The following is a 23876-nucleotide window of genomic DNA, read 5'->3' on the forward strand; positions in this document are numbered from 1 at the left end:
ATTTCCTCTCCGGCAGAAGCAACGTGACCAACAGACCGGAATCTCAAAGGAAGCGGGAAACGGTATTGACAAAGGGATCATTTTCAGGAAAATAGGGCAAAACTAGTTGTTCTGATTGATAGACGACACTACTCAACCATCCGCGAGGATGGGGCGGAAAGCCCATTGGGTCTCACCGAGACAGCCGGGTTGCCGAAATATCATATTTGGCGACCCGGCTGTTTTTTGTCCGGTCGCGGAAAGGGGGAATAGCGGACCATGCGCACAACACTACTCATCATTATTGCGGCCCTATTCTTCGTCGCACTCTGTTCAGCGGATAATGCCATCAAAGAGGGGGGCAAGGAGGTCGGCCAAGGATTCAAGACCATCGGCACGGAGACCGGCAAGGCATTCAAGGAAGGGGGCAAGGAGATTGGCCAGGGATTCAAGAAGATGGGCAAGGAGACCGGGCAGGCGGCAAAAAAGAGTGGCAGGACCGTCGGTGAATGGTTCCGGGAGACCGGGCAGAAGACCGGCGCCGCGTTCAGAAAGATGGGGCAGGACATCAAGAGGTTCTTCGGCCGTGAGTGACCCGCGAGAGCACTCTGCAGCTCATGCGATCCTTGTCGTCCCGGACCTGCTGTCACCCAGCTTCGTTGCGGCGCCCCGGCAGGGTCTTGCCCTGCCCGCAGCGACTCGACTGGCCAGGCACCAGAACTCCCCGCTCTTTCTGCGACGGATTCACCATGCGGAATACTAGTATTTGACTTTAGACAGCGAAACTGGTTCTATGCTTTACACACGCAGCAGATATCGGAGCGGGCATCGCCTATCCTGACGACGATGCCGGAAAGACTGGAAACAGATGGGAAAACAGCTGTACGTGACCAACATATCGTTTCGGGCAACAGAGGAAGATATCTGGAAACTCTTCTCCGTGGCCGGCACGGTCAAACACATCAAGATGCTCACCGACGACCGGACCGGCAAGTTCAAGGGGTGCGGCTTCGTGGAGATGGCCAATGCCAAGGAGATGAAGGAGGCCATCAACACCCTGGACGATGCACTGCTGATCGACCGGGTCATCACGGTCGTGGAGGCGCGTCCGATGCCCCCCAGGGAGCGGACTGCCGCCCCGGTGCCCCGCAGGAGCGGGCCGGGGAATCGTTCTGGCGGCAGTCGCGGCAAAAAATAAAAAAAAGCCCCGGAGCGCTCCGGGGCTTTTTTCGTGCCTAATGGCGGTTGTAGTTAGATCGTTAGATTCTGGTGACGTTGGCAGCCTGAAGCCCTTTGGGACCCTTAACCACTTCGAACGTTACCCTTTCGCCTTCAGCCAGGGACTTGAAACCTTCACCGGTGATGGCAGAGAAGTGGACGAATACGTCCTCGCCGTTCTCCTGCTCCAGAAAACCAAACCCCTTGCTGTCGTTGAACCACTTTACTGTTCCCTTTACCACGTACATTCTCCTGATACTGCGTGTTATTTTATCCGTGCTCTGCCCGGATGCTTTTTGAACGTAGCAGCTTTGCCGCACCCTTGTCAAACATTTTAAATCCGCGGGAAGCAAATATTTTCTCACGGTACACAGGGGAGATGCCGGTTCGTCCCTGCCGGACCGATCGCCGGGGGGTGCTTTTCCCTTGCCCTCGGACCCAAAAAGGTGTATCCCTGTGACCCTTTCACCAAAGCCAAGGAGCATTCTATCATGGGAATACTGGCGAACACAGTCAGCATCTGTCAGTTCAGGGTCGCAGGCGATCAACCCGCCATTGACCTCTTTCAATGGGTTTCCGAAAAGCTGCGTGGAAACGGTTTCATCCCCATCGACCAGGGAACGGCCGAACTCTCGGTGGGCTGGGTGCACCTGGACGATCACCGGGACAACTCCTTTGCCTCGCCGTCTGCCTTCTGGCGCGATCACTACCTGGCCCTGACCCTGCGCCAGGACAAGCGGTCGATCCCGGCGAAACTGTTCCGCGCCCACCAGCAGGAGGCAGAGCAGGAGTTCCTCGCTGCCAATCCCGGCTACACCAGGGTGCCGAAGCAGAAGCGCGAGGAGTTGAAAGAAATCGTCAAGAGCAGCCTGCTGGCCAGGACCCTGGCGGTGCCGACCACCTACGACGCGGTCTGGGACACCCGCAGCAACATCCTCACCCTCACCACCCTGGGGACCAAGGCGGTCGAACTGTTCGAGACCCATTTCAAGAAAAGCTTCGAGGGGCTGCGCCTGGTGGCGGTGCACCCGTTCGACCGCGCCGGCCAGGTCGTGCCCGAGGGATTCGCGGAGGCGCTGGCAGCGGCGAACAAGGCGACCTCCGACGCGGTCCTGGACCAGATCAAGAGCAACCAGTGGCTCGGCTGGGATTTTCTCCTCTGGCTGATGTACCGGACCATGAACGACTCGTCTGAATATCGTGTGAACCGGCCCGGCCCGGCCCTTGACGGCGATACCTTCGTCGCCTATCTCAACGACCGGATGGTGCTCTGTGCCTCCGGAGAGGAGGGAGTGCAGAAATTCACCGCATCCGGCTCCCTGGACCGGTTCGGCGAGCTCCGCACCTCCCTGCGCGGCGGCAAGCGGATCACCGAGGCGGCCATCTACCTGGAGCACGGGGAGCATGTCTGGAAGCTGACCCTGAAGGGGGAACAGTTCCACTTCGCCTCGTTCAAATCCCCGCAGGTCAAGGAAGAGCGCGACAACACCGTTGATGAGCTGAGCGAGCGGGAAGCGGTCTTTTTCGAGCGGATGTACGTGCTGGAGTTCGGCCTGCAGCTCTTTGACAGCCTCTTTGCCACCTTTCTCGCCATGCGGCTCTCCCCGGGATGGGAGGAGGAGATGCGCCGGATCGACGACTGGATGAACGAAGGCTGACAACCCGGATTCGCCCCAACGGCCCGCTGATGCGGGCCTTTTTTTTCACTGATACCGATACGTTGACTTGCCCCTGCCGCAGGTTACACTTTTCAGATACTGCCCGCCGGAATCAGGACGGGCGGAATCTCGAAAAGGAGGTGCCAGGATGGACAGACGGACCTTTCTGAAAACCGCGGTAACCGGATCAATGGTTGCGGGGATAGCCGGCACTGCAGCAGCCGCCGAGCGTTACTTCCCGCTGAAGGTGGACCAGGCGCTGTTTGAAGGGATCAACCGGGCCAAGAATCCCGCTGCCAAGACCCCGCTGGAAAAGAAGCATGCCCCGGTCATCAGTGCCCCTGCCTCGGTGAAGGGGGGAGAGCCGTTCACCGTCGAGGTGGCGGTGGGTGAGGTCCTCCACGACATGGGGCCTGCCCACTGGATCGAATACGTCGAGCTGCGGATCGGCAACGAACCGGCGGGCAGGGCGGAATTCCAGCCCAAGGGATACCTGAAACCGAAGGTGACCTTCACCGTGACGGTTCCCAAGGAGGCTGCACCGGCCGGCAAGGTAACCCTGGTCGCCACCGAGCACTGCAACCTCCACGGGCTCTGGGAGGGGAACCTGGACATTACCGTGACCTGAACGGCAGAGTAGCCGGTTGCCCCTGCTGAACCAGAGAATGATCATCTGGACTGTTACCGAGCCAATGGCCTGCACCCGCAGGCCATTGCCGTTTCCGGCCGGGACAGGGGCCGCAGCCGCTCCCTGTCCAGGCCCGTGTGACCACCGGAGGCGCGCGTCATGGACGACAGGATGCTTTTACGACAGCTGTTTGCCGCAGCCCTTGCGGCAGTTGAGCCGGCTGCGGCACTCAGACCGCACCTGGCAGCAATCAGGGAATGCTGTGGCAGCGGCGTGTTCACCCGGCTGGTCGTGGCAGGGGCCGGAAAGGCCAGCATCCCCATGGCCCTGGCCGTGGAAAAGGAGCTCGGGGAATTCATCGCCCAGGGCCTCGTCATTACCCCCCACCCTCCCCCGCTCTCCCACGGGCTCTCTCGGATAGCGGTCGCCGGGGCAGGCCATCCCCACCCCGACGAGGCCGGGGTGACGGCCAGCACCGGGATCGCCAGGCTGGCACAGGAGAGCGATGAGCATTCCCTGTTCCTCTTCCTCGTCTCGGGCGGCGGCTCGGCCCTGTTCGTCTCGCCGGCAACTGGCATCACACTGGCCGAGAAGCAGCTCACGGCGCGGCTCCTGATGGAATCCGGGGCAGATATCCGTGAGCTGAACACGGTCCGCAAGCACCTCTCCGGCGTCAAGGGGGGCCAGCTTGCCCAGCTGGTCCACCCGGCCTGGCTGGTCACCCTGGCCATCTCCGACGTGCCGGGCGACCGGATCGACCTGATCGCTTCGGGCCCAACCGTCGCCGACCCAACCACCTTCGGCGAGGCCCTGGCCATAGTGGAACAGCGGGGTCTTGCGGCCAAGGTTCCCCCTACCGTGCTCGACCGGCTGCAGCGGGGCGCTGCCGGCCGGATCGGCGAGACCCCCAAGCCGGGCAATCCGCTCTTTTGCTCCGGCCTGGTCGCCATCGTTGCCGGCAACTGCGACGCCCTGGAGGGAGCTGCCGGGGCTGCCGGCATGCAGGGGGTGCAGGCCCGCATCCGGGAAGGCCTGGTCACCGGAGAGGCGCGAGAGGCAGGCAGAATCCTGGCCCAGGAGGCGCTCCGTGCCCGAGAGAGCCTCAAACCGGGGGAAAGGCTCTGCATCGTCAGCGGCGGGGAAACCACAGTCACGGTGCAGGGAAACGGCATTGGCGGGCGCAACCAGGAGCTGGCCCTCGCCTTTTGCCTGGCCATCGACGGGGTGGAGGGGATCTCCCTCCTCTCGGCAGGTACCGACGGCATCGACGGGCCGACCGACGCGGCCGGCGGCATCGTGGATGGCCAGACCGCGGCCCGCGCCCGGTCGATCGGCATCGACCCGGCACAAGCCCTTGCGGACAACGACTCTCACCGTCTTCTGGACCGCTGTGACGCCCTCATCAGGACCGGGCCGACCGGGACCAACGTGATGGACCTGCAGATCTGCCTCGTCAGCGGCTGAAACCTTCGGATTGTGCAGAAGCACGGGATAGTATATACACGAGGAGAGCAGGGACAACACCGGCAGCGAACGGGGTGATCATGGCAGTCAGCACAGCAGGGAAGAGCGTAAAGATCGTCGTCCTCGACGGGTTCACCCTCAATCCGGGGGATAACCCCTGGGATGCGGTGGCGCAGCTGGGAGAGCTGACCGTGCATGACCGGACAGCGAGAGAGCTCACCCTTGAGCGGGCAAGCGGCGCGGCAATCCTTCTGACCAACAAGACCCTCCTGGACGCGGCGACCCTTGCGGCCCTCCCCGGTCTTCGCTATGTGTCGGTGCTGGCGACCGGCTTCAACGTGGTGGACGTGGCAGCGGCAGGGCGGCTCGGCATACCGGTCTCCAATGTCCCCGAATATGCGAGCGCCACGGTGGCCCAGCACGTCTTTGCCCTGCTCCTGGAACTCACCAACCGGGTGGGTAGGCACGACGCCGCGGTCAAGGATGGCGAATGGAGCCGCTGCCCGGACTTCTCGTTCTGCAGCGGGTCGCTGGTCGAGCTGACCGGCCTCACCCTGGGCCTGGTCGGCTTCGGCCGGATCGGCCGCTGCGTTGCCAATATTGCCAATGCCTTCGGCATGCGGGTGATCGCCCACACACCCCACCCGCCGTCGTCGGCCGACGAGCCGCCGGTCGATTTCGTGCCGCTTGCCGAGCTGTTCGCCACCGCCGACGTGGTCTCCCTCCACTGCCCCCAGACGTCCGAAAATGCCGGGTTCGTCGATGGCCCGCTGCTGGCCGGAATGAAGCCATCGGCGTTCCTGATCAACACCGCGCGCGGGGGGCTCGTCAACGAGCACGACCTGGCAGAGGCGCTCAACCGGGAGAAACTGGCCGGGGCGGCCGTGGACGTGGTCTCTTGCGAGCCGATCGTTGCCGACAACCCGCTCCTCTCTGCCCGCAACTGCCTGATCACCCCCCATCTGGCCTGGGCGGCCCTGGCGGCGCGCAAGAGGCTGATGTCCCAGACCGCCGCCAACATCGCCGCATTTCTGGACGGAAACCCGGTGAATCTCGTCAATAGTAGGGAGCTCGGCCGCTGACCGGCGCACGGCACCCCGGCTTCCTCACCCTGCCAGCCGCTCCACCTGCCGGATATAGCCGACCGCATCGAATTTCCGGCAACAGCCGGCGTAATTCATGTAGCGGACCATGCCGAAGACCGGCCGCTCCTGCCAGGGGCGGTCGTGCACCCCACCGATGGACCAGGCAATGCCGGCATAGCCGTTGGGATCGCGGCCGTCGAGCTGGTAACGGTCGTTGAGCCGGATGGCGGTGGCCATCGCCTCCTCCGGAGACCCGCTCCATTCCAGGATCTTCTTGGCCCAGTACATCCGCAGATACCCGTGCATCCTCCCCAAAGCCACCATCTCTTGCTGGGCCGCGTTCCAGAGCGGATCGTGAGTCTCCCCTCGCTCCAGCTGCGATGCCGAGTACCGATATGGCCGGTCGTCGCCGCGATGGGCGTCCAGGCTCTTCTGCGCCCAGGCGGGAAAACCGGCACAGCTGTCATATTCCCCGTTATGGAGACAGAAATTGTCGGAAAGTTCGCGGCGGATCACCAGCTCCTCCAGGAACGCCTCCCCTCCCGGTGCCCCGCCGCTGCAGCGGGCAGCCTCCAGGGCAAGCCGCTGCGGCGCAAGCTGGCCGAAGTGGAGATAGGGAGAGAGACCCGACTGCCCTGCCAGGTTCGGATCGTTGCGTCGCTCGTGGTAAACGGCAAGGCCGGTGTCGATGAAATCGGCCATGGCGGCCAGGGCCGCTGTTTCGCCGGGGATGCGCCAGGTCACCTCCGCCACCGAGCGATCGACGACCAGCCCCTTTTTCACCGCCTGCCAGTCGACACGCGGCACCTCCCCAGGCCAGGGGGTCTGTTGCTGCTGCAGGGGTGGAAAGTCGGTGAGGAATTCGGGCAGCAGGCGCCGCAGCTTGGGTCGCAGGGTGTAGGCGCCGTACTCCTGCTTCCCCGAGGCGATCCAGCAAGGGACGATGTTGTGGGCATCGACCTGGACAAAGGGGATACCGGTCCGCTCGGCCACCTGCCGCTGCCACCCGGTCTTCACCCGCAACGGGTCGAAGTCGGCAACGAGGCAGGCCACGGTGTGACTTTCGATGAAGGCGGGAAGCGTCTCGACAGGCTCTCCCCGCAGGAGAAAGAGCGGTATCCCCAGCCGCGCCAGATGCTCGGCTGTCCCGGCCAGCCCGGCAAGCATGAAGCCATACTGCCGGATGGTGGCGCCGAGAAAGGCCGGGGCGAGGCAGAAGACCACCGCCAGCGGCGCCTGCCGCTGCAGCGCCAGCTCCTGCGCATGCAGCAAGGCCCAGTTGTCGGCAACCCGCTGTTCCCTGCTCATCCAGTAGACCACCGGCCCCGGCCGGACCTCCCCCTCCCTGATGCTCCTGACCCGGCGACTGTCCATCGTTTTCCCCCTGGCGTCCGCTTTTCCTCATTGGATAGCATACCCGCTGAGGGACGGTTCCGCATCCATGCCTCCATATTTCCATGCAGCGGGTTGACGGCAGGCAGGAAAAAAGCGATTATGGTGCGCGTCAGCCGTTCACCCCGTGGACGTGCGGGAAGGAATGCCATGAAACAGCCGGGACAATGGACAGTGGGACCGGAATCGGTGCGGATGCTCGAACTGGGGCACCCCTGGATCATTGCCGATTCATTCACCAAGCGCTGGCCCCAGGGGAATGCCGGCGACCTGGTAGAGCTCACCGACGGCAGCGGCCGCTTTCTCGCCACGGCGCTCCTCGACCCCGGCGAGCGGATCGTTGCCCGCGTCCTGGGGCGGCAGCGGATGCGGCTGGACCGGAGCTGGTGCGCCGCGCGTCTCGGGGCTGCCCTGCAGCTGCGCCGCAGCCATGCGGACCTGGACAGCACCACCGCCTACCGGCTGGTGAACGCCGAAGGGGACGGCCTCCCCGGCCTGACCGTGGACCGTTACGGCGATTACCTGATGGTGCAGCTCTACAGCGCAGCCTGGCGCCCGCATCTGCAGGTTCTCACCCAGGCGCTGCAGGAGCTTGTGCAGCCCGTGGGGATCATGGAAAAGACCCGCCCCCGGCAGACCAGGGAACTGGAGGCAACGAGCGAAACCAGGAAATTCGGCCGGCTCCTGGCCGGCACGACCCCGCCCGAACCGCTGCAGGTGACGGAAAACGGCCTCAACTTCCTGGTCAGGCTGGAGCAGGGGCTGAACACCGGGCTGTTTCTCGACCAGCGCAAAAACCGGCAGGACCTGATGGGACGGGTCAGGGGGAAGCGGGTGCTCAATCTCTTTGCCCACACCGCGGCGTTTTCCGTGGCCGCTGCCGCCGCCGGGGCCACGCTGGTCACCAGCGTCGACGCCTCCCCCGGCTATACCGACTGGGGCAGGGCAAACTTCGGCGCCAACCGGCTCAATCCCAAGCGGCACGAATTCATCGTCGCCGACTGCCTGGAGCTTTTGCAGGAGTTCGGTCGCCAGGGGAAAGGCTACGACGTCATCCTCATGGACCCCCCCTCCTTCTCAACCACCGCCAAAAGCCGCTTCACCACCAGGGGGGGCACAGCGGAACTGGTAGCCGCCGCCCTCCCGCTGCTGCCGGACAATGGCCTGCTCATCGCCTCATCCAATCACCAGAAGGTAGAGACGGCAGACTACCTGAAGGAGCTCAGGCGTGGGGCCCTCCAGGCCGGAGCCCAGTTGCGGGTGATCGGCCTTTTCTCCCAGCCCGAGGATTTCCCCTATCCGGTCACCTTCCCGGAGGGGCGTTACCTGAAATACGCGATCTGCGCCAAGAGCCCGGTGAGCTGAAGGAGACATCATGAAACCCCGCCACACAGCCGATACCCCCCTGGTCTGGTCGTCGGAACTCGGCCGGGTCTGCCCCGCTGCGGCAGGCCAGCAGCCTCCTGCAGCTGCCGGAAGAAAGAGCAGCGGACCGGCGGCGACGGGATCGTCCGGGTCCGTCGCGAAACCAAGGGGCGCGGAGGCAAAACCGTAACCGTGGTAACCGGCGCGCCGGGCGACGATGCGGCCCTGAAAGAGCTGGCCGGAGAGTTGAAGCGGCGCTGCGGCACCGGCGGCACCCTCAAGGACGGCATCATCGAAATCCAGGGGGATCACTGCGACCTCTTGATCTCCGAGCTGTCCCGGCGCGGCTTCACGGTGAAGCGGGCCGGCGGCTAGCCGGCATCGGCCCAGTGCCGCCGGCAATACCCGGGAAAGGACCTTGCAGCATGTTTTTCCTCAAGAAACTGATCGCCCCGTTCCTCCTCCCCCCCGGCATCCTGATCGTCGTCCTCCTCGCCTCGACCGTCTGGCTCTGGCAGCGACGCCGGCGGGGCATCGCCCTGTGCAACCTGACCGTGGCCCTGCTCCTCTGGGGGCTGGCAACGGTCCCGGTGGCAATGTGGCTGCGGGCCGGGCTGGAAAAGGGGCTGACCGTCCCTCGCCAGCTGCAGGGGGACGTGATCATCCTCCTCGGAGGGGGCATCCATGAAGATGTGCCCGATCTTACCGGCAGAGGGGCTCCGAGCAAAGAGATGATGACCCGGCTGGTGACGGCGGCGCGCCTCCAGCGGCGGCTCGGAATTCCGGTCATCGTCTCGGGCGGCGCGGTCTATGCGGGGCAGGATGCGGAAGCACCGGTGATCCGCCGCTTTCTCGTCGACCTGGGAGTTCCCGAGAAACAGGTGCTGATCGATCAGCGCAGCCGCGACACCAGGGAAAATGCCTTCTACTGCAGGGAGATCCTGGCGCTGCATGGCTTCCACCGGCCGCTGCTGGTCACCTCGGCCTATCACATGCGCCGTTCGCTGGCGGCCTTCGGCAAGGCCGGCGTGACAGTGACCCCGGTGCCGGCGCAGTTCAGCACCGGCAGCAGGAAACCACTGCGCTGGACCAGCTACCTGCCGGAAGCGGGCACCCTGGAGACATCGGCCTCATCCCTACACGAATACCTCGGTCTCGCCTTCTACCGCCTGGGGGGGTGACCGGCTGCCCCAACGCCGCACACCCCATTCCTTTTTCACTTTCCGTTCCCTCCCTCCTCCCGTTACCTCTCCGTCATATCACCACCCCCGTAAAACCGTCTCCGCGTCAGCCGGCCAATATATTCAGCAAGTTATCAACATATTACAAAACAACGACATGTCGGCACATTTTGTGCATTAAAAGATATCAATTATGCAATATTAACGCAAACTTTTTTCGGTCGTATTTTTTCCGACCGACGGGAGGGAACCCCGGAGAATCGCGCACAACGCACCATACCGCACGGTTCAAGCTTTCGAGCATCCGCAGTGAGGAGGGGGAATGAACGGGATGAACTGTCCACGCAACCCGGTTTCTCAGCTTGTAATCATGGGGCTGACAGTGGTGTTGGCGCTGCTGCAGGCCTCCGAGGCCAGGGCTACGTTCGGCTGCCAGGACTGCCACGGAACCAGAAGCCCGACTGATTTTCGACCGCTCGACTCGCCAAATCGCGCTATTTTCACCGGCGGCTTTCAGGGAAATCACCGATCCCACGTGGCCAATGCCCTTTCACCCTCCGGCTGTAACCGGTGTCACCCCGGCAGCTCCGACTACACCGTCGGCCACCGGGATGGCATGATCAAGCTCTCCGCCAACATCAACAGCTCACCCCTGCAGGCACTCTACAAAAACGCCACCTCCGCTTTCCCCCAAACCCCGACTCCGCTTCTGGGGAGCTGCACCAACGCCAATTGCCACTTCGAGAAAACAACGCCCGTCTGGGGATCCGCAGACTTTGTCTACCCCGGCGACTGCCTCGGCTCCTGCCATGCGTCTCCTCCTGCCGGCGGCACCGGCGGCGCGGCCGGCAGCCACGCTACCCACAATACCTTTTTCTCCGGCCTGACCAACTGCGCCCTCTGCCATGCAAACCACGTCGTCGAGCCGGCCCCCTTCGCCCATGCCTCAAGTGCGGCCAACCGGGGTCTGCTGGTCAGATCCAGCAGCCCGTTCTTCGGCAGCTACGGGCGGTATTCCGCCAATACCAGGGACTTTCTCCCGAGCCAGGTAAACCAGTTCGGCACATGCACCACTGTTTACTGTCACAGTACCGTCCAGGGGGTCACCAATCCGACCCAGCCTCCGGCGACGCTCTATGCGCCGACCTGGGGAGAAACCTTCGCCGACAGCATCTGTGCCGGCACCAAGGGGTGTCACGGCGTCGGGTTTGCCCATCCCGACGATGCAGCGATACCCGACGACCAGGTACGTTTCAGAAAACTCCAGTCGGGAAGCCACGAGCGCCACCTCGCCTATCGCTTCAATGAATCGGGGAACTGCCAGGCCTGCCACTACAACTTCACCGGCAGCGGCGTCGGTTGCTCCGGGTGTCACACGATCCACGGCCCGTTCAAAAACCACATCGACCAGATCATCGGGGTAACCTTCGATCCCGGCAACTCCCTGTTCAGCGAAGGGACCGCCATCTATACCGGCGACACGGTGCCAGGAACGCCCTATGGCTCCTGCAACAGCCTCTTCTGCCACAGTGACGGCACTGCCATCTCCACCGGCGTGCTGAACTCATACTCATCCATTGCCTGGGGGTCCGGCGCCCTCACCTGTACGGGATGCCACGGTTATCCGCCCCTCTACGCCAGTGGCAGTCCCAAGGCCAACAGCCACCAGGCCCACAACGGCTACAGCTGCGACAAATGCCATTACAGCACCACCACCAACGGCAGCGCCATCACCACTTCGCGCTACCATGTCAACAGGGCGTACACGGTCGACGCCGGAACTGGCATCACCTTCACCTACTCCTTCGCCACCTCCGGCGGCACCTGCACCAACATCAGCTGCCATCACAGCGGCAATGCCGTCTGGGGTACCGCTCTTGCCTGCAACGGCTGCCACGACGCGCCACCGGCCACGGCATCGCACGCCATCCACTTTGGCGGCAGCGTCGCACAGGCAGGCTATGGCGACGTCAGGATCGCCGCGGATTTCGGCGCCTCATCCAGCGCCTACATCATGAATTGCGGCAACTGTCACCCCATGGATGCGGCACGGCATGCCAACGGCGTGGTCGAGGTAGAACTCTACAATGCCAGCGCCCCGCAGGGATCGCTCAAGGCGCTGAACCTGTCGTCCGCCGTCTACACCAACGGGACCACCGTGCACCTGGATAGCCGCGGCTTCCCCTACAGCTACGGCACCTGCGGCAACGTCTATTGCCACAGCTACACCGACTGGACAACACCGGGTGGGGTCCTGACCCCGTATACCAGCAGCACCAGGCTTCCAACCAACCTGGTCGTCACCACGCACTACAAAACGGTTGCCTGGGGTGGCCCTGCGCTCGGTTGCGCCGGCTGCCACGCCAACCCACCCACGACCTCTGCACCGACCAATGCCGGCGGTTCCGGCAACAGCCACTCCTGGATAGATGCATCCGGTTACGAGAACCTCCACAACTACAATCACAGCTGGCAGCCGATCAGTTGCACCTACTGCCACTATGGGACCGTCACTGCAGTGAACAGCTGGACCCGCACGGCCAAAGACGTTGCCACCCTCAGCGACGTACCGATCGCCAACCATGCCAAGCATGTGAACGGCATCAAGGATGTGACCTTCAACTCCGCCAGGCTCTTCAACTATTCCACCTCGTCCTATGGCGTCGTTTCCATCAACCTGGGCACCTCAGGCTACGAGCCGACTACGCAGACCTGCACCAACGTGACCTGTCACATGCCACTAAACAGCGCCTGCGGTGGGCAGACAAGCGTGAAATGGGGCATCCCCTATCGCTACAGCAGCTCCGAATGCTACCGCTGCCACCAGTATGGGACTGTTTGCCCCTAGCAAAACGGTCAGATCCACTGCCGGGAACCCTCCCGATCAAAAGCCCGTCGGATTCCGGCGGGCTTTCCTTTTTCACACTCGGCACCGGCAAACGCCCATTGCAGGGGAAGCTGCTGCTCCTGGTTGACGTGCGCGGAGAAATAGGCGAATATCTGCTCCTTACAGTCCGCACCTGAAGGAGTAACCGTGGCACTTCTCACCATGCGCAACATCAGCCTGGCTTTCGGCGGTCCGCCGCTTCTGGACGGGGTCACCCTGCAGCTTGATGCCGGCGACCGGCTCTGCCTTCTCGGCCGCAACGGCAGCGGCAAATCGACCCTGATGAAGCTGATCAGCGGCGAACTCAGCCCCGAGGCAGGCGAGATCGTCCGCCAGCAGGGGCTCAAGGTAGCGCTCGTCTCCCAGGAGGTCCCCCAGGGGCTGGACGGCACGGTATTCGACGTGGTTGCGGCAGGGATGGGGGACGCCACCTCTCTTCTGGCCGAATACCACCACGTAAGCCATTGCCTGGCGACGGACGGCGATGAAGGGCTGCTGGAGCGGCTGGCTGAGCTGCAGAAGAGGCTGGAGGAGAGCGGCGGCTGGCGGCTGCACCAAGAGGTGGAACGGATCCTGGGGAGGCTCTCCCTCGACCCGGAGGCCCCCTTCGCCACCCTCTCCGGCGGCACCAAGCGCCGGGTGCTGCTCGCTCGCGCGCTGGTGGCGGCGCCGGACATTCTGCTCCTGGACGAGCCAACCAACCACCTGGACATCGATACCATCGTCTGGCTGGAAGAATTCCTGGTCCGCCAGGTGACGACCTTCCTCTTTGTCACCCACGACCGTGCCTTTGCCCGCCGGCTGGCGAACCGGATCGCCGAGCTCGACCGCGGCAGACTCTACGCCTTTTCCTGCGGCTACGACGCCTTTGTGGAAAAGCGCGAGGAGCTGCTCGCCGCCGAGGTCACCCGGCAGGCGCTGTTCGACAAGAAGCTGGCACAGGAAGAGGTATGGGTCAGGCAGGGGATCAAGGCGAGGCGTACCCGCAACGAAGGGCGCGTCAGGGCGCTGAAGCGGATGCGTGAAGAACGGCTCCAGAGGCGGGAGCGCCAGGGGGCGGTGAAAATGCAGCTGCAGGAAGCGGAACGCTCCGGCCGGCTGGTGGTGGAGGCGGAAGGAGCCTCCTTTGCCTATGACGGCCGGCCGATCATCGACTCCCTCACCACCACCATTGTCAGGGGGGACCGGGTCGGGATCATCGGCCCCAACGGCTCGGGCAAGACCACCCTGCTCAGGCTCCTTTTGGGGGAGCTAGCGCCGCAGCAGGGAGAGGTCAGGCTCGGCAGCCGTCGCGAGGTGATCTACTTCGACCAGATGCGGGAGCAGCTCGACCCGGACAAAAGCGTCCAGGAGAACGTGGGGGAAGGGAACGACACCCTGGTCGTTGGCGGCAAGCCGCGCCACATCATCGGCTACCTGCAGGATTTTCTCTTCACCCCGGAGCGGGCCAGGTCGCCGGTCAGGATCCTCTCCGGCGGCGAGCGGAACCGGCTGCTTTTGGCCAAGCTCTTCACCAGGCCCTCAAACGTGCTGGTCATGGACGAACCGACCAACGACCTGGATGCCGAAACCCTGGAACTCCTGGAGGACCTGCTGCTGGAATACTCCGGAACCCTGCTGCTGGTGAGCCACGACCGGGAGTTTCTCAACAACGTGGTGACCAGTACCCTGGTCATGGGGGGTGGCGGAACGGTGCGGGAATATGTGGGAGGGTACGACGACTGGCTCCGGCAGGCGGCTGCCGAACCGGCGTTGATACCGGCAACGACGGCGGAGGGGGTCAAAAAGCCCGGCACGGAGAAATCGGAGAGGCCGGCAAAGGCTGCCGACCGCCCCCGCAAGCTCACCTTCAAGGAAGAGCGTGAGCTTGAGGGGCTGCCGGACCGGATTGCCGCGCTGGAAGAGGAGCAGGAAGGGCTGCACCGGACCCTGGCCGATCCGGCATTCTACCGGACCGCCGGTAACGAGGTGGCAACCCTCAATGCCAGGCTGGCGACCGTCGAAGAGGAACTGGCAGCGGTCTACCAGCGCTGGGAGGAGCTGGAAAGCCTGCGGGGCTAGTTGCCTTCCTTGATGCCGTTAACCTGCCCGATGAGCTCTTCGGTGACGTCAACACTCTCCACGCTGCCACTCTGGTACAGGAGATCCTTCTTCACCACGATGGCCGCATAACCGGCCTTTGTACCGTAAGCAGCGGCAGCCTGCTCGATCTTTTTGAGCAGCTTGGTGGTCATCTCCTCCTGCACCTTCATCAGCTCCTTTTCGCCACTCTGCGCCTGCTTGCGAAATGCCTCCACCTTTTTCTCAAACTCCCGCCCCTTGGCGGCACGCTGTTCCGGCAACAGGGACGAAAGCTTTGCCTCGATGGCAGCCTTCTGCTTCTCCAGCTGTTTCTGCTTGGCAGCAAGCTGGGCCTTGAACTTGTCCAGCCGCTCCATGAGCTTTACCTGGATCGCCTTCCCTTCCTCGGACTCCTTGCCGACCCTGACGATATCGACAACGCCGATGCGAAACCGCGGCGCCGGCGCCGGAGTAACGACCTCCTTCAGCTCGGTTGCCGGAGCAGGCGTAACTGCAGGCGCCACGGCAGGGGCAACCTCGGCAGCCGGAGAAGCTGCGGGAAGCGGTCCGGAAGCGGGGGCGGCCACGGCCAGCAGCGGCAGCGCACTGAGACAGGCAGCGGCAACGGAAATGCGCACAAACGACAGCATGTGGGACATTGATCTAACCTCGTAGTTGTGGGATCTGTAGAGTCAGGCAGAGGATAGCGCGTTTTCCCCTCCGGGGCAACCAGAGTTTCCCGCGGCCCGGCACCCGGCAGATCGATCTGCCGTCACCCTGTTTGGGCGGCCTGCGCAGCACAAGGGTTTGACTTATCCCCCTGCACAGCTATCCTTGTAGCAGGAGCGACTGCCTCCTGGAGAGGAGTCTCTTCGGTGAACATCCCGAATCTGCTTACGATCCTCCGCATCCTGCTGGTGCCGGTCATCATTCTCCTGATCCTGCGCGACCGTTATCAGGCAGCCATGTGGCTCCTGCTCGGCGCCGGGGTCACCGACGCCCTGGACGGCTTCATTGCCCGTCGCTTCAACCAGCTGACCCACCTCGGGGCAATCCTCGACCCGCTGGCCGACAAGACCCTCGTCGTTGCCACGTTTCTCGTCCTTGCCGGAACAGGGCTGGTCCCCTGGTGGCTGGCCGCGGCCGTGGTCCTACGCGACCTGGTCATCCTCTGCGGCGCCGCTGCCTGGTACCGGAAGGCCGGCTGCCTGGAGATCGATCCGAGCTGGCTGAGCAAGGCCAACACCTTCTGCCAGATCAGCCTCCTCTACCTGGTCATCGGCGCCCACGCCGGAGTGACCGCCATCATCCCCTGGCTGCCACTCTTCTTCAGCTTCACCTTCAGCACCACCCTCTTTTCCGGGCTTCACTACGTGGTCATCTGGGGACGGCGGGCACAGCGGCTCTGAGAGTACAGTAGTTTATTCCAGGCAGCTGTTCTTCTCGAACATACCGGTGCACTCGATCTGTTCGGTGATCTTGCGGAAATGGAAGCCATAGATGGCCAGGGTGATGGCCAGGGGGAAGAGCCGCGGCCGCCGGACAAGGGACCAGAAAAAGAGCTTCCAGTACTGGAACCGCTCCCGCCCCACCAGACCGAGCATCACCATGGAGGCGATCAGCGCCCGGACCTGGCTCGCCTTCAGACTGTGCCGCTCCCGCTTGAGGGGGCGGTATTCACTCAGAAAGGTGCGCAGCCGACGGTAGTAGTTCTTGGGGGCATAGATGGTGCTGAGGATCGTCCGGTAGCCGTCGACCAGGTCATCCACCCGCATGCGCGGGACGAAGTTGAGGGCGATGGCGGTATTGTTCCCCGAGGCATCGTGGAGAAGCCGCCCTTCCTCGGCCAGGCGGCGATGGAGCCGGGTGCCCCGCAGGGCGGTGAGCATGCCGACCATGGCGGTGACGATGCCGCTCTCCTGGATGAACCTGATCTGCCGCTCGAAGATGGACGGGGGATCGCTGTCGAAACCGACGATGAAACCGCCCTGCACCTGCAGTCCGGCCCGCTGGATCCGGCGGATGCTGGCGATCAGGTCGCGGTTCCGGTTCTGGGCCTTGCCCGTCTCGGCCAGCCCCTCGTCATGGGGGGTCTCGATCCCGATGAAGACCTCCTCGAAACCGGCCCGCACCATCAGCTCCAACAGCTCGGCGTCGTCGGCCAGGTTGATGGAGGCCTCGGTAAAGAAGGAGAACGGCTGCCGCCGCTCCTCCATCCAGGCGATCAGGGCTGGCAGGGTCTCCTGCTTCAGTTTCTGCCGGTCGCCGATGAAATTGTCGTCGACAAAGAAGACCCCTCCGCGCCATCCCCGCCGGTAGAGGGCCTCCAGCTCGTCAAGCAGCTGCTGCCGCGTCTTGGTGCGCGGGACGCGGCCGAACAGCTGGGTGATGTCGCAGAACTCGCAGTCAAAGGGGCAGCCGCGGGAATATTGGATATTCATGGCGGCATAGTCGCGCGGATCGATCAGGTCCCAGCGGGGAACGGGCGTCTCCTTCAGCTCGGCCCATCCCTTTGCAGCGTAGAGGCGACGGGCGACACCGGCCTGCAGATCGGCCAGGAACGGGGCAAGGGAGAGTTCGGCCTCCCCCAGCACCAGGTGGTCCGCCTCGGGGAAATCGGCAGGAGCCGTGGTAAAGAGGGGACCACCGGCAACGGCGCGTACCCCCAGCTGCCGGCAACGGTCGAGCACCTGCCGGGCCGACTCCTGCTGGATGGTCATGGCGCTGACCATGACCAGGTCGGCCCAAAGGATATCGTCGTCGGCAAGGAGGCGGACGTTCAGGTCAACCAGGCGGGCAGGCCATCCGGCAGGGAAGAGGGCCGCAACGGTCAACAGCCCCAGCGGTGGGAAGGCGGCACTCTTGTCGAGGAACCTGAGGGCGTGGCGGAAACTCCAGAAGGTATCGGGGTAACGGGGGTAGACGAGGAGGACATTCATGGGAAACCTCCTGTACCGGATAGTCAGATTCGGTACTTTTCCATTGTATCCCCGCTACCGTTCATGTCAGGTAAAACAAATGTAAAAATGGCGGGAACTGAACAACATCGCTGCGGTATGGACGCTTTTCAGCTGAATCCGTCTTGACCAATGGCGCCAATCTGTTTAATTTAAACGGGAAACATTCACGAACAAGCATCGAATCCAGCGAGAACAATGAAAGGCCCGACATGGAAACCCCTTTGATCCGCAACCAGTTTGCCAGCGACAACTATGCAGGGATCTGCGCCGAGGCATGGGAGGCGATGGCCGCCGCCAACCAGGGCTATGCCACCTCCTATGGCGACGACCCCTGGACGGAACGGGCCTGCAGGCTGATCCGCGACCTGTTCGAGACCGACTGCGAGGTCTTTTTCGTCTTCAACGGCACCGCGGCCAACTCCCTGGCCCTGGCCTCCCTCTGCCACTCCTACAACAGCATCATCTGCCACGAGATGGCTCACGTGGAGACCGACGAGTGCGGGGCGTCCGAGTTCTTTTCCAACGGCACCAAGGTCCTGCTGGTCCCCGGCGCCGGGGGCAAGGTTGACCTGGACGCGGTGGAGCACACCGTCAAGCGGCGCACCGACATCCACTACCCCAAGCCGCGGGTCCTGAGCATCACCCAGGCCACGGAGCTCGGCACCGTCTACTCGGTGGACGAACTGCAAAAGGTGGGGGAACTGGCCAGGAGGCTGTCGCTCCGGGTCCACATGGACGGCGCCCGCTTTGCCAACGCCGTCGCCACCCTGGGGGTCCACCCCAGGGAGATCAGCTGGCAGGCCGGGGTGGACGTGCTCTGTTTCGGCGGCGCCAAGAACGGCATGGCGCTCGGCGAGGCGGTCATCTTCTTCAACCGGGAACTGGCCGCGGAGTTCGACTACCGCTGTAAGCAGGCCGGCCAGCTCGCCTCCAAGATGCGCTTTCTCGCCGCCCCCTGGATCGGCATGCTGGAGAGCGGCGCCTGGCTCAGAAACGCCGCCCATGCCAACCGCTGCGCCCGCCTGCTGGAACAGGGGATCGCCGGCCTCCCCGGCATCAGGGTGATGTTCCCCGGCCAGACCAACTCGGTCTTCCTGGAGATGCCCGAACGGGTGGTAACGGAGCTTCGCGCCAAGGGCTGGCACTTCTACACCTTCATCGGCTCGGGCGGAGCGCGCTTCATGTGCTCGTGGGAAACCACCGAAGAGGACGTGGCGGCGCTGGTGGCCGATATCAGGGGACTGGCGGGGTAACGGAGACAGCCCGCCCCGAAGAGATCACCGCTTCTTTTCCGGGCAGGCACACCTGTAGAGATGGCGAAGCTTTTCAGAATATTTTCCGGCATATTTACGCTGGGCATACGGAAGATGCTTTTCCCGCGTGCACAACTCATAAATGACTAACCTGCTGCAGACTAGGTTGATGAGAATGCCGACCGAGAGGCCGAGAGTAAGGCTCATCCAGTTCTTGACCTGACCCGGCCAGAAGTAGTTGATGAACGAATGGCAGATCACAGCCCACATCATGCCGGAGACGATCAGGTAGGCGATGGCCAGGGCCGGGCTGAGGATGTCCTCCTGTTCGGCCCCTTCGATGGTGTAACCGCACATCCGGATGTAGTAGTTCCCCACCAGGTTGTAGATCGAGCCGATGGTGATCGGGATGAACGCGATCAGGCTGACCACGAAGTTCTTCATGGCCTTGGCCCCCCCGGCCAGGGAAAAGTCCAGGTTCGACCCCAGGTAACCGAGAACCGCGCAGACCGCCAGCTGGATGGTCCAGTAGAGCTTGATCTCCTCGGTCAGCTTGGTCATATCCCCGGCCGACTCTCCCCCTCCCCCGCTGACCGCAGCCGGCGGTTCGAACCGCTCCTCTACCCCCAGGAGCTGCAGCGCGCTCGCAAGCGACCTCTGCAAGACCCGGCGGGAATAGACCGTCTGCTCCGCAATGGCATCTGTGGCGTTGGCAGCCCCCTTGATGGCGACGTATTCCAGCTGGTCGCTGTCAAAGACGCTGCAGAGATAGTAGAACTGCCCGATCTCCATCTCCACCAGATCGGCCTTGTCCCAATAGATGGCGAGGTCCCCCGCAAGGGAGAGATCCTGCCCCTGCAGCCGCTTGACACGGGCACCCGGATCGACGGCAAAGCCGTAGTAGAAGTCGGTGGAGATGGCGGTCTTTCGCTCCAGGCCGAGCCCGGCCAGCCTCTCTTCGCCAAAGCGGCAGGAAAGCGGGAACGCGCTCTCGGGCAAGCGGATCGCCGCGCCCCCCAGATAGGCCTTGTCCACCAGGAAGACCTCCCCCGGCCTGACCCCGCGCCCCGGTATGGCGCCGCAGGTCCCGATCAGGACCACCTGCCTGAGGGGAAAACCGTCGATCAGCTCGAACAAAAGCGGCTCAATGCAGCCGGTGCCGATGCCGGACCAGACCAGGGTGAACTCCTCGAATTTCCAGAACCGGTAACAGCGGTATTCGTGGTATGCCGTCTCCGCGCGGGCGCAGACGCTGCGCAGCGCCCAGAGCAGCTCCGTTGTGTCCTCGCCGCAGCAGATGATCATCTTCTCGCTCAGGAGGGTATCGCTCACGCCGGTATTCGGCCTGTCGGGGTTTATCACGCAGGACTCCTTGTCGTTTTTCGGCAGCAGACTGTGCACGAAGCGCCAGAGGTTGCGCTCCACGAGAAGAGTGTAATCAATTCAGACTGCCTGGCAAGCAGTTTCTCGCCACCGGCATGGCAACCCCCCGGAAAATCCGGTTGACATTTACCCTACCGATACGGTAAAGATTAATACATGTGATGCGCGCCATCCGGCGACCGTCACCCACAATCGAATAGCAGACGATTTCTTATCGAGAGCGACCGAGGGACAGGCCCTGTGACGTCGCGGCAACCACCCGCAAGGGAAAGGTGCCAATTCCTGCGGAACCGAACGGTTCCGGGAGATAAGGGAGCGCGGACCTTCAATGTAAAGTCCCCTTCCGCACCCCGGAAGGGGACTTTTTTAATTGGAGGTAGCACCATGCAGATCGCAACAGAAGCAGCACAGATCGGACTCGACTGGGACAGCCGCACCGGCGCGGTCACCGTCCCGATCTACCAGACCGCCACCTTCCGCCACCCCGGCCTGGGGCAGAGCACCGGCTACGACTACAGCCGCTCGGGCAACCCGACCCGCCAGGCACTGGAACAGGGGATCGCCCGCCTGGACAACGGCTGCCGCGGCTTCGCCTACGCCTCGGGCATGGCCGCCATCGCCAGCCTGCTCCTGCTCTTCCGGCAGGGGGACCACCTGGTGGTGACCGAAGACCTCTACGGCGGCACCTACCGCCTCTTCGAGAAGATCTTCAACCAGTACGGGCTGGAGTTCACCTACTTAGACACCAGCGACGAAGCGGCGGTCCTGCGGGCCTGGCGCCCCACCACCCGCGCCCTGTTCGTGGAATCCCTCACCAACCCGCTGCTCAAGGTGGCGGACATCGGCCGGCTCTCCGCCATCTGCAAGGATCGGGGAGCGCTCTGCATCGTCGACAACACCTTCCTCACCCCCTACCTGCTCCGGCCGCTCGATCTCGGGGCGGACATCGCCGTCTACAGCGGCTCCAAGTACCTGGCCGGCCACAACGACACGATCTGCGGCCTGGTAACGGTGAAGGAGCCCGAACTGGCCGAGCGGGTCTCGTTCCACCAGAATGCCGCCGGTGCCGTGCTCGGTCCCCAGGACTCCTGGCTGACCATCCGCGGCATGAAGACGCTGTCGGTCAGGCTCGACCGCCAGCAGGAGAACGCCCTGGCCATTGCCCGCTGGCTCCGCCATCACCCTCTGGTGCGAAAGGTCTACTATCCCGGCCTGGAGGACCATCCCGGCCACGAGCTACTGCAGCGCCAGGGCAAGGGCTTCGGCGCCATGGTCTCCTTCGAGGTGAGCGACCCGGCCCTGGTCGAGCGCTTGCTCCTGAAGACGAACCTGATATCCTTTGCCGAGAGCCTGGGGGGGGTGGAGACCCTGATCACCTTCCCCGAGGTGCAGACCCACGCCGACATCGAACCGGAAACCCGTGCCCGGCTCGGCATCAACAGCGTCCTGCTGCGCCTCTCCGTGGGGATCGAGGATGCCGGCGACCTGATCGACGACCTTGACCGGGCATTCAGCCAGGAGGAACAGCCATGAAATTCGCCACCCAGCTCATCCACGGCAGCCACGCCATCGACCCGGCCACCGGGGCTCTCAGCATCCCGATCCACCAGACCTCCACCTTTGCCCAGAAGTCGGTCGACCACTTCGGCAGGTACGACTATGCCCGCTCCGGCAACCCGACCCGCGAGGCCCTGGAGGAGGCAATCGCCCGCCTGGAGGGGGGGAGCCGCGGCTTTGCCTTTGCCTCGGGCATGGCCGCCATCTCCTCTACCTTCCTCCTGTTCGCCCCCGGCGACCACCTGGTGGTCTGCGAGGACGTCTACGGCGGCACCTTCCGCATCCTGACCCGGCTCTTCAGCCAGTGGGGGCTCTCCGTCACCTTTGTCGACGCCACCGATCCGGATGCCATCGTTGCCGCCATCACCCCGGCCACCAAGGCGCTCTACCTGGAGACCCCGTCCAACCCGCTCCTGAAGATCACCGACCTGCGGGCCGCCGCGGCCATCGCCAAGGAGCATAGCCTCCTCACCATCGTCGACAACACCTTCATGACCCCCTACCTGCAGCGTCCGCTGGAGCTCGGCTGCGACATCGTCCTGCACAGCGGCACCAAGTTCCTGAATGGCCACAGCGACGTGGTCTGCGGCTTCGCCGTGGTGGCCGATGCCGAGCTGGGGAAGCGGATCGGCTTCATCCAGAACGGTTTCGGCGCCATCCTCGGCCCCCAGGACTGCTGGCTGGTGCTGCGGGGCTTAAAGACCTTGAAAATCAGGTTGGAAGAGAGCCAGGCGTCCGCCGTGCGGATCGCCGCCTGGCTGGACACGCTTCCCCAGGTGAGCAGGGTCTATTTCCCCGGCCTTTCGGGCCATCCCGGCCATACCGTCCACCAGGGGCAGGCAGACGGCCCCGGCGCGGTCCTCTCCTTCGAACTTACAGACCTGGAACTGACGAGGAAACTGCTGGAGGGGGTGGAGCTGGCCGCCTTTGCCGTCAGCCTGGGGGGGGTGGAGAGCATCCTCTCCTATCCGGCGAAGATGTCCCATGCGGCCATGCCGCCGGCGGAACGGGCAACGCGGGGGATCAGCGACACCCTGGTGCGCCTCTCCGTGGGGTTGGAAGACCCGGACGACCTGATGGCCGACCTGGCGCGGATTCTCTGCGACTAGACCGGCTTGCGCCGCGCCCGAATTCGGCTATGCTCTGAACAGAGATCCCATGCAAGCAGCGTAAAGGAGGGACCATGCATCTCCACATGCAGACCGTTCCGGTGGAAATCCCCGAAGGGGCCAACATCATCCTCGGCCAGACCCACTTCATCAAGACCGTGGAGGACCTGTACGAGATCCTCGCCGCCGCCATCCCGAACGCCCGTTTCGGCATCGCCTTCAACGAGGCCTCGGGTCCCTGCCTGATCCGGACCGAGGGGAACGACCCTGAGCTGACCGCGATCTGTGCCGCCAACCTGGCTGCCATCGCCGCCGGCCACATCTTCTGCATCCTGCTGAAAGACGCCTTCCCCATCGCCGTCCTCAACCAGATCAAGAACTGCCCCGAGGTCTGCCGGATCTACTGCGCCACCGCCAACCCGCTGCAGGTGGTCGTGGCCTGCACCGACCAGGGTCGCGGCATCATGGGGGTGATCGACGGCTCCTCACCCAAGGGGATGGAGAGCGACGCGGACCGGCAGAGTCGCCACGCCCTCCTGCGCACCTTCGGCTACAAACGCTGAAAGCGGGAATAACGGCAATTAACCGCAGATAACTACGGATAAAAACAGCCCTTTTAACCGAAGGCTGTGAAGTTAAATTCCGCTTTTGCCTTTGATGTATCTGCGTGTATCCGCGTTCATCTGCGGTTCAATG

General features: G+C 63.6%; 22 protein-coding genes and 2 riboswitches. Of the genes, 17 read left to right on the forward strand and 5 right to left on the reverse strand.

Features of this window, described 5'->3' with window-relative positions; all coding sequences use genetic code 11:
• Positions 1 to 120: 120 nt before the first annotated feature.
• A riboswitch (cyclic di-GMP riboswitch) is annotated at positions 121 to 197 on the forward strand.
• A gap of 61 nt (positions 198 to 258) precedes the next feature.
• From GJT30_13905 to GJT30_13915, 3 genes are all read left to right on the forward strand, one after another.
• Positions 259 to 573, forward strand: a complete 315-nt coding sequence (locus GJT30_13905) for a hypothetical protein (GenBank protein ID MSM40705.1) — start codon at positions 259 to 261, stop codon at positions 571 to 573.
• Positions 566 to 742, forward strand: coding sequence for a hypothetical protein (locus GJT30_13910; protein ID MSM40706.1), 177 nt, complete (start codon positions 566 to 568; stop codon positions 740 to 742). Before GJT30_13905 ends, GJT30_13910 begins: the two co-directional genes overlap by 8 nt.
• 105 nt (positions 743 to 847) lie before the next feature.
• On the forward strand, positions 848 to 1177 hold the full coding sequence (locus GJT30_13915; GenBank protein ID MSM40707.1) for an RNA-binding protein: 330 nt from the start codon (positions 848 to 850) through the stop codon (positions 1175 to 1177).
• 61 nt (positions 1178 to 1238) lie between these two features.
• Here GJT30_13915 and GJT30_13920 read toward each other — a convergent pair whose 3' ends face one another.
• On the reverse strand, positions 1239 to 1439 hold the full coding sequence (locus GJT30_13920; protein MSM40708.1) for a cold-shock protein: 201 nt from the start codon (positions 1437 to 1439) through the stop codon (positions 1239 to 1241).
• 249 nt (positions 1440 to 1688) lie between these two features.
• Here GJT30_13920 and GJT30_13925 point away from each other — a divergent pair, with 249 nt between their 5' ends.
• The 4 genes from GJT30_13925 (at position 1689) to GJT30_13940 (ending at position 6029) form a co-directional block, all read left to right on the forward strand.
• On the forward strand, positions 1689 to 2855 hold the full coding sequence (locus tag GJT30_13925) for an exonuclease (protein MSM40709.1): 1167 nt from the start codon (positions 1689 to 1691) through the stop codon (positions 2853 to 2855).
• A 148-nt stretch (positions 2856 to 3003) separates the two neighbouring features.
• Positions 3004 to 3483, forward strand: coding sequence for a desulfoferrodoxin (locus GJT30_13930; protein MSM40710.1), 480 nt, complete (start codon positions 3004 to 3006; stop codon positions 3481 to 3483).
• A 159-nt stretch (positions 3484 to 3642) separates the two neighbouring features.
• Positions 3643 to 4947: a DUF4147 domain-containing protein gene (locus tag GJT30_13935; GenBank protein ID MSM40711.1), complete on the forward strand. Its 1305-nt coding sequence runs from the start codon at positions 3643 to 3645 to the stop codon at positions 4945 to 4947.
• An 80-nt stretch (positions 4948 to 5027) separates the two neighbouring features.
• A complete protein-coding gene (locus tag GJT30_13940; GenBank protein MSM40712.1) occupies positions 5028 to 6029 on the forward strand; it encodes a D-2-hydroxyacid dehydrogenase in 1002 nt (333 codons plus the stop codon).
• A 24-nt stretch (positions 6030 to 6053) separates the two neighbouring features.
• Here the strand turns inward: GJT30_13940 and phrB are convergent, their stop codons facing one another.
• Positions 6054 to 7406, reverse strand: a complete 1353-nt coding sequence (phrB, locus tag GJT30_13945; GenBank protein MSM40713.1) for a deoxyribodipyrimidine photo-lyase — start codon at positions 7404 to 7406, stop codon at positions 6054 to 6056.
• A gap of 168 nt (positions 7407 to 7574) precedes the next feature.
• Here phrB and GJT30_13950 point away from each other — a divergent pair, with 168 nt between their 5' ends.
• The 5 genes from GJT30_13950 to GJT30_13970 all read left to right on the forward strand — a co-directional run bounded on the left by GJT30_13950 (position 7575) and on the right by GJT30_13970 (position 14918).
• Positions 7575 to 8789, forward strand: coding sequence for a class I SAM-dependent rRNA methyltransferase (locus GJT30_13950; protein ID MSM40714.1), 1215 nt, complete (start codon positions 7575 to 7577; stop codon positions 8787 to 8789).
• Positions 8790 to 8834: 45 nt separating this feature from the next.
• Positions 8835 to 9164: a translation initiation factor Sui1 gene (locus GJT30_13955; protein ID MSM40715.1), complete on the forward strand. Its 330-nt coding sequence runs from the start codon at positions 8835 to 8837 to the stop codon at positions 9162 to 9164.
• Between the two features lie 50 nt (positions 9165 to 9214).
• Positions 9215 to 9970 (forward strand): YdcF family protein, encoded by a 756-nt coding sequence (locus GJT30_13960; protein ID MSM40716.1) that lies wholly within the window; start codon positions 9215 to 9217, stop codon positions 9968 to 9970.
• Positions 9971 to 10292: 322 nt separating this feature from the next.
• Positions 10293 to 12818: a CxxxxCH/CxxCH domain-containing protein gene (locus GJT30_13965; GenBank protein MSM40717.1), complete on the forward strand. Its 2526-nt coding sequence runs from the start codon at positions 10293 to 10295 to the stop codon at positions 12816 to 12818.
• 186 nt (positions 12819 to 13004) lie between these two features.
• Positions 13005 to 14918 carry an ATP-binding cassette domain-containing protein gene (locus GJT30_13970; protein ID MSM40718.1) on the forward strand — a complete coding sequence of 638 codons (1914 nt, stop codon included), beginning with the start codon at positions 13005 to 13007 and terminating at the stop codon, positions 14916 to 14918.
• Here the strand turns inward: GJT30_13970 and GJT30_13975 are convergent.
• Entirely contained in the window at positions 14915 to 15577 is a 663-nt protein-coding gene (locus GJT30_13975; GenBank protein ID MSM40719.1) for an OmpH family outer membrane protein, read from the reverse strand. The genes GJT30_13970 and GJT30_13975 overlap by 4 nt on opposite strands.
• A gap of 171 nt (positions 15578 to 15748) precedes the next feature.
• Here GJT30_13975 and GJT30_13980 point away from each other — a divergent pair, with 171 nt between their 5' ends.
• Positions 15749 to 16327, forward strand: coding sequence for a CDP-diacylglycerol--glycerol-3-phosphate 3-phosphatidyltransferase (locus GJT30_13980; protein ID MSM40720.1), 579 nt, complete (start codon positions 15749 to 15751; stop codon positions 16325 to 16327).
• 12 nt (positions 16328 to 16339) lie between these two features.
• Here GJT30_13980 and GJT30_13985 read toward each other — a convergent pair whose 3' ends face one another.
• A complete protein-coding gene (locus GJT30_13985; GenBank protein ID MSM40721.1) occupies positions 16340 to 17857 on the reverse strand; it encodes a DUF4070 domain-containing protein in 1518 nt (505 codons plus the stop codon).
• A 230-nt stretch (positions 17858 to 18087) separates the two neighbouring features.
• Between GJT30_13985 and GJT30_13990 the strand changes: the two genes are divergently transcribed.
• Entirely contained in the window at positions 18088 to 19131 is a 1044-nt protein-coding gene (locus GJT30_13990; GenBank protein MSM40722.1) for an aminotransferase class V-fold PLP-dependent enzyme, read from the forward strand.
• A 24-nt stretch (positions 19132 to 19155) separates the two neighbouring features.
• Here the strand turns inward: GJT30_13990 and GJT30_13995 are convergent, their stop codons facing one another.
• Complete coding sequence (locus GJT30_13995; protein ID MSM40723.1) at positions 19156 to 20493, reverse strand: hypothetical protein; 1338 nt, start codon at positions 20491 to 20493, stop codon at positions 19156 to 19158.
• Between the two features lie 229 nt (positions 20494 to 20722).
• A riboswitch (SAM riboswitch) is annotated at positions 20723 to 20828 on the forward strand.
• Positions 20829 to 20898: 70 nt separating this feature from the next.
• Here GJT30_13995 and GJT30_14000 point away from each other — a divergent pair.
• The 3 genes from GJT30_14000 (at position 20899) to GJT30_14010 (ending at position 23743) form a co-directional block, all read left to right on the forward strand.
• A complete protein-coding gene (locus GJT30_14000) occupies positions 20899 to 22047 on the forward strand; it encodes a methionine biosynthesis PLP-dependent protein (GenBank protein ID MSM40724.1) in 1149 nt (382 codons plus the stop codon).
• Entirely contained in the window at positions 22044 to 23180 is a 1137-nt protein-coding gene (locus GJT30_14005; protein ID MSM40725.1) for an aminotransferase class I/II-fold pyridoxal phosphate-dependent enzyme, read from the forward strand. The genes GJT30_14000 and GJT30_14005 overlap by 4 nt, the downstream gene beginning before the upstream one ends.
• Before the next feature lie 74 nt (positions 23181 to 23254).
• Positions 23255 to 23743 (forward strand): adenosine monophosphate-protein transferase, encoded by a 489-nt coding sequence (locus GJT30_14010; GenBank protein MSM40726.1) that lies wholly within the window; start codon positions 23255 to 23257, stop codon positions 23741 to 23743.
• Positions 23744 to 23876 lie beyond the last annotated feature (133 nt).

The sequence above is a fragment of the Geobacter sp. genome (assembly GCA_009684525.1).
Classification (GTDB): Bacteria; Desulfobacterota; Desulfuromonadia; order Geobacterales; family DSM-12255; genus Geoanaerobacter.